Source organism: Pseudomonas persica, from assembly GCF_900291015.1.
GTDB lineage: Bacteria > Pseudomonadota > Gammaproteobacteria > Pseudomonadales > Pseudomonadaceae > Aquipseudomonas.
In genome coordinates this window covers 1-7,000 of sequence record NZ_OLKL01000005.1, presented here as the reverse complement: position 1 = coordinate 7,000, position 7,000 = coordinate 1, and the positions used below count along the sequence as shown (strand labels likewise).

1 protein-coding gene and 1 pseudogene are annotated in these 7,000 nt (G+C 60.6%); both read right to left on the bottom strand.

Translation table 11 applies throughout. From position 1 onward, the window contains the following. Positions 1 to 1,949 (bottom strand): immunoglobulin-like domain-containing protein (locus tag FQ664_RS01195; RefSeq protein WP_368667946.1); only part of this gene is annotated, 1,949 nt, incomplete at its 3' end. Positions 1,950 to 1,987: 38 nt separating this feature from the next. Further along, positions 1,988 to 7,000: pseudogene (locus tag FQ664_RS28080) on the bottom strand (immunoglobulin-like domain-containing protein); the annotation flags it as partial.

The following is a 7,000-nucleotide window of genomic DNA, read 5'->3' as shown; positions in this document are numbered from 1 at the left end:
CCCGAGATATCGGTGATCTTGTTGGTCAGGTCCAGGTTGGTGTTGTGGACGTTGTTCGGCGCGGTGAACGGTACCGATGCCGACGACTCACCCACTGGAATGGTGATGGTCTGGCCGTTGGCCAGTTTCACCACCAGGTCGGAACCGGTGACCTGGTGATTGACCGACGCGGTGTAAGTCACCACTCCACCCTCGACCACGCTTTGCGTAGCGGTCAGGGTGACCGTAGTGGTGTCGATGGTATCGGTAACCTTGGTCACGGCCGCGGTGCTGCTGACATCCAGCTTCTCGAAGTCACCGCCGGTGGTACCGGTGATGGTCACGCTGAGGTCTTCAGCATCGACATACACATCGTCGCTCGGCGCATCGATGGTGATCGAAGCTTCTTTCGAGCCGGCGGCGATGGTGATGCTTTCACCGTTGCTCAGCTTGATCACCAGGTCGGTACCGGCCTTGTTGGTCAAGGTGGCGGTGTAGGTGATCTTGCCGCCTTCGGCCACGGTGTCCGTGGCGGTCAGGGTGAGCGCAGTGGCGTCCGGGGTAGCCGGGTTGTCAGTGACGGTTGTCACCGGCTCGCCCACCGCCACGGTCTTCTCGTAATTGCCGCCCGAGATGTCGGTGATCTTGTTGCTCAGGTCCAGGTTGGTGTTATGGACGTTGTTCGGTGCAATGAACGGTACCGATGCCGACGACTCGCCCACTGGAATGGTGATGGTCTGGCCGTTAGCCAGCTTGATCACCAGGTCCGAACCCGTGACCTGGTGGTTGACCGAGGCGGTGTAAGTCACCACGCCACCTTCAGTAACCGTCGAGGTTGCCGTCAGGGTGACCGTAGTGGTGTCGATGGTATCGGTAACCTTGGTCACGGCAGCGGTGCTGCTGACATCCAGTTTCTCGAAGTCACCACCGGTAGTACCGGTGATGGTCACGCTGAGGTCTTCAGCATCGACATACACATCGTCGCTCGGCGCATCGATGGTGATCGAAGCTTCTTTCGAGCCGGCGGCGATGGTGATGCTTTCACCGTTGCTCAGCTTGATCACCAGGTCGGTACCGGCCTTGTTGGTCAAGGTGGCGGTGTAGGTGATCTTGCCGCCTTCGGCCACGGTGTCCGTCGCGGTCAGGGTGAGCGCAGTAGCGTCCGGGGTAGCCGGGTTGTCGGTGACGGTTGTCACTGGCTCGCCTACCGCCACGGTCTTCTCGTAGTTACCGCCCGAGATATCGGTGATCTTGTTGGTCAGGTCCAGGTTGGTGTTGTGGACGTTGTTCGGCGCGGTGAACGGCACCGACGCCGACGACTCACCCACTGGAATGGTGATGGTCTGGCCGTTGGCCAGTTTCACCACCAGGTCGGAACCGGTGACCTGGTGATTGACCGACGCGGTGTAAGTCACCACTCCACCCTCGACCACGCTTTGCGTAGCGGTCAGGGTGACCGTAGTGGTGTCGATGGTATCGGTAACCTTGGTCACGGCAGCGGTGCTGCTGACATCCAGTTTCTCGAAGTCACCGCCGGTGGTACCGGTGATGGTCACGCTGAGGTCTTCAGCATCGACATACACGTCGTCGCTCGGCGCATCGATGGTGATCGAGGCTTCTTTCGAGCCGGCGGCGATGGTGATGCTTTCACCGTTGCTCAGCTTGATCACCAGGTCGGTACCGGCCTTGTTGGTCAAGGTGGCGGTGTAGGTGATCTTGCCGCCTTCGGCCACGGTGTCCGTCGCGGTCAGGGTGAGCGCAGTGGCGTCCGGGGTAGCCGGGTTGTCAGTGACGGTTGTCACCGGCTCGCCCACCGCCACGGTCTTCTCGTAGTTACCGCCCGAGATATCGGTGATCTTGTTGGTCAGGTCCAGGTTGGTGTTGTGGACGTTGTTCGGCGCGGTAAACGGTACCGATGCCGACGACTCGCCTACCGGAATGGTGATGGTCTGGCCGTTGGCCAGTTTCACCACCAGGTCGGAACCGGTGACCTGNAGACGGTGTTATCGGTGATCTTGTTGGTCAGGTCCAGGTTGGTGTTGTGGACGTTGTTCGGCGCGGTAAACGGTACCGATGCCGACGACTCGCCTACCGGAATGGTGATGGTCTGGCCGTTGGCCAGTTTCACCACCAGGTCGGAACCGGTGACCTGGTGATTGACCGATGCGGTGTAAGTCACCACACCGCCCTCGACCACGCTTTGCGTAGCGGTCAGGGTGACCGTAGTGGTGTCGATGGTATCGGTAACCTTGGTCACGGCAGCGGTGCTGCTGACATCCAGTTTCTCGAAGTCACCGCCGGTGGTACCGGTGATGGTCACGCTGAGGTCTTCAGCATCGACGTACACGTCGTCGCTCGGCGCATCGATGGTGATCGAGGCTTCTTTCGAGCCGGCGGCGATGGTGATGCTTTCACCGTTGCTCAGCTTGATCACCAGGTCGGTACCGGCCTTGTTGGTCAAGGTGGCGGTGTAGGTGATCTTGCCGCCTTCGGCCACGGTGTCCGTCGCGGTCAGGGTGAGCGCAGTAGCGTCCGGGGTAGCCGGGTTGTCGGTGACGGTTGTCACTGGCTCGCCTACCGCCACGGTCTTCTCGTAGTTACCGCCCGAGATATCGGTGATCTTGTTGGTCAGGTCCAGGTTGGTGTTGTGGACGTTGTTCGGCGCGGTGAACGGTACCGACGCCGACGACTCACCCACTGGAATGGTGATGGTCTGGCCGTTAGCCAGCTTGATCACCAGGTCCGAACCCGTGACCTGGTGGTTGACCGAGGCGGTGTAAGTCACCACGCCACCTTCAGTAACCGTCGAGGTTGCCGTCAGGGTGACCGTAGTGGTGTCGATGGTATCGGTAACCTTGGTCACGGCCGCGGTGCTGCTGACGTCCAGCTTCTCGAAATCACCACCGGTGGTACCGGTGATGGTCACGCTGAGGTCTTCAGCATCGACGTACACGTCGTCGCTCGGCGCATCGATGGTGATCGACGCTTCCTTCTGGCCAGCGGCAATGGTGATGCTTTCACCGTTGCTCAGTTTGATCACCAGGTCGGTACCCGCCTTGTTGGTCAAGGTAGCGGTGTAGGTGATCTTGCCACCTTCAGCGACAGTGCTGGTTGCACTGAGGCTCAGGTTCGTTACGTCAGGTGTGGCCGGGTTGTCAGTGACAGTCGTCACTGGCTCGCCTACCGCCACGGTCTTCTCGTAATTACCGCCCGAGATATCGGTGATCTTGTTGGTCAGGTCCAGGTTGGTGTTGTGGACGTTGTTCGGCGCGGTGAACGGTACCGACGCCGACGACTCACCCACTGGAATGGTGATGGTCTGGCCGTTGGCCAGTTTCACCACCAGGTCGGAACCGGTGACCTGGTGATTGACCGACGCGGTGTAAGTGACCACGCCACCTTCAGTAACCGTCGAGGTTGCCGTCAGGGTGACGGTGGTGGTGTCGATGGTGTCAGTGACCTTGGTCACAGCCGCCGTGCTGCTGACGTCCAGTTTCTCGAAGTCGCCACCGGTGGTACCGGTGATGGTCACGCTCAGGTCTTCAGCATCGACGTACACGTCGTCGCTCGGGGCGTCGAGGGTGATCGAGGCTTCTTTCGAGCCGGCTGCGATGGTGATGGTCTCGCCGTTGCTCAGCTTGATCACCAGGTCGGTACCGGCCTTGTTGGTCAAGGTGGCGGTGTAGGTGATCTTGCCGCCTTCGGCCACTGTTGGCGTAGCAGACAAGGTCAGGCAGGTAGTGTCCTCAGAGCCTGGTCCGTCTGTGACGGTTGTGCTGATCTCTGTCTTGTCCAAGGTCAGCTTTTCAAACTTCCACGCGTCTGTACCGCTGACCGAGTCGATCGCATTGACGACAGGCGGAGCGCCTACATAGACATCATTCGGCGCGGCCACAGTGATCGAACCGGTGGTGCTGTTGGCCGGCACCACAACAACGGTCTTGCCATCGCTGAGGGTAAAGTACAGCGTCGAATGGCTATCGATCGGCAGGCCGTCTTTACTGGTCAGCGTTACGGTGTAGGTAATCTCACCACCTTCAGTGACGGACTCGGTGGCTGTCAGCTTGGCCACCACTTCGTTGATGGTGTCGGTCACTTTCACCGACGCATCGCCGCCCAGTTGCAGGTTTTCGAAGCTACTGCCCGCGGTATCGGCTGCCGACTTGAGGCCCACACTGATTTCGCCGGCATCCTGATAAACGTCGTCACCCTGCTCGGCGTGGGTGTATTGCACGCTGGTTTCGCCCGCCTTGATAGTGACCTGGGCATTGTTGCTCAGGGTCACGACCAGGTCGTGCGCCAGCACGGTGTTGATCTTCACGGTGAAGGTCGGGCTCTGGTTCTCGAAGACCGACTCCTGGTTGGCCTCGATGGTGACCTTGACGATATCGCCATCAGGGCCTGGGGTTCCAGGCTCGTCAGTCACCGTGGTGCTGACCGCGGTCTTGTCCAAGGTCAGTTTTTCGAACTTCCACGCGTCTGCACCGCTGACCGAGTCGATCGCGTTGACCACTGGCGCATTGGCGCCGACGTAGACGTTGTCCGGCGCGGTCACGGTGATCGAACCGGTGGTGCTGTTGGCCGGTACCACAACAACGGTCTTGCCATCACTGAGAGTGAAGTACAGCGTCGAGTGGCTGTTGAGCGGCAGGCCGTCTTTGCTGGTCAGTGTGACGGTGTAGGTGATCTCGCCACCTTCGGTGACGGACTCGGTGGCCGTCAGCTTGGCCACCACTTCGCTGATGGTGTCGGTCACCTCGACTGAAACGGGACCGCCCAGCTGCAGGTTCTCGAAAACTCGCCCGTCGACATCTGCCGCCGACTCGATGCCCAGACTGATCTGGCCGGCGTCGTTATAGACGTCATCGCCCTGTGCGTCGTGAGTATACGGCGCGCTGGTATCGCCAGCCTTGATGGTGACCTGGGCATTGTTGCTCAGGGTCACGACCAGGTCGTGTTCCAGTGGCGCGTTGATGCGCACGGTGAAGGTCGGTTTGAGGTTTTCAGCCACCGAGTTCTGATCGGCGGTGATGCTAACCTGTACCAGATCACCCTGATTGCCAGCGCCCGGAGTACCGGAGCCTGGCTCGTCAGTTACAGAGGTGGTGACGGTATCACCGCCAAGCGTCAGCTTCTCGAAGTTGCCCGCCCCCGATACTGACTCCAGTTTGTTCGCGATAGCCGCCTGACCGCCGACATAAACGTCGTCGTTGACGGTGATGGTCGCGGTGCCCGACGCGTTGTTGGCCGGGATGGTGACTTTCGTGCCATCGCTCAGGGTGAAGGTCAGCGCGTCGTGCTGGGTAACAGGCAGACCCTGTGCGTTGGTCAGGATGACGGTGTAGGTCACCTGGCCACCTTCAGTCACGGAAGCCTTGTCGACGGTCAATGTGGCGACGACTTCACTGATGGTGTCCGAGACTTCAACGGTCGCCGGGCCACCAAGGGCCAGCTTCTCGAAGGTGGCACCCGAGACGGTGGCGTCAGTGACGCTGAGGGTGACGGAGCTGGCGTCCGTGATGACGTCATCACCCTGGGCCGAGGTTTTGTACTCGACTTCAATCTTGCCGGCCTCGATGGTCACGGTATCGCCATTCGACAGGGTAACAGTCAGCGGACGATCAAGTGCCTGGCTTACCTTCACAGTGAAGGAGGGCTGCTGGTCTTCGGTCACGTTGCCATTGCTGACAATGCTTACGGTTACAGTATCGATGCTGTCATTGATGACAGTCGAGGCCGGGGTCGGGTTCGGCGTCAGTTGTTCGAAGTTGCCGCCGGTGGCGCTTTCGATGCTTACGCTGACGGTCGAGCCATTGTTGTAGACNGGGTACGCGTCGTTGGCCGGCGTCTCGAAATCAACACTGCCCTGGGTCTTGCCCGCCTCAACAGTGATGGTCTGGCCATTGGACAGGGTGACAGTCACCGGCGACTGAGCCGGATTGCTCAGGGTCACCGTGTAGGTGATCACGCCGCCTTCGGTCACGCTTGGCGAAGCGGTCAGGGTGGCGGTGGTGACATCGACCGAGTCGTTGATCGCGGTCTGAGCCGGGGTCGGGTTCGGCGTCAGCTGTTCAAAGTTGCCACCGGTCGCACCGGTAATCGTGGTGCTGACGGTTGAGCCGTTGTTGTAGACGTCGTTGGCCGGCGTCTCAAAGTCGACACTGCCCTGGGTCTTGCCGGCTTCGACGGTGATGGTCTGGCCGTTGGACAGGGTCACAGTCACCGGCGACTGCGCCGGGTTGCTCAGGGTCACGGTGTAGGTGATCACGCCACCTTCGGTCACCGACGGCGTGGCCGTCAGGGTCGCCGTGGTGTTATCCACCGAGTCATTGATGGTGGTCTGAGCCGGGGTCGGGTTCGGCGTCAGCTGCTCGAAGTTGCCACCCGTGGCGCTTTCGATGGTCACGCTAACGGTTGAGCCGTTGTTATAGACGTCGTTGGCCGGGGTCTCGAAGTCGACGCTGCCCTGGGTCTTGCCGGCTTCAACGGTGATGGTCTGGCCATTGGACAGGGTGACAGTCACCGGCGACTGAGCCGGATTGCTCAGGGTCACCGTGTAGGTGATCACACCGCCTTCGGTCACGCTTGGCGAAGCGGTCAGGGTGGCGGTAGTGACATCGACCGAGTCGTTGATGGTGGTCTGAGCCGGGGTCGGGTTCGGCGTCAGTTGCTCGAAGTTGCCACCCGTGGCGCTTTCGATGGTGACGCTAACGGTCGAGCCGTTGTTGTAGACATCGTTGGCCGGGGTCTCGAAGTCAACGCTGCCCTGGGTCTTGCCCGCCTCAACAGTGATGGTCTGGCCGTTGGACAAGGTCACGGTCACCGGGGTCTGGGCCGGGTTGCTCAGGGTCACGGTGTAGGTGATCACACCGCCTTCGGTCACGCTTGGCGAAGCAGTCAGGGTCGCGGTGGTGGTGTCGACCGAGTCGTTGATGGTGGTCTGGGCCGGGGTCGGATTCGGCGTCAGTTGTTCGAAGTTGCCGCCGGTGGCGCTTTCGATGCTTACGCTGACGGTCGAGCC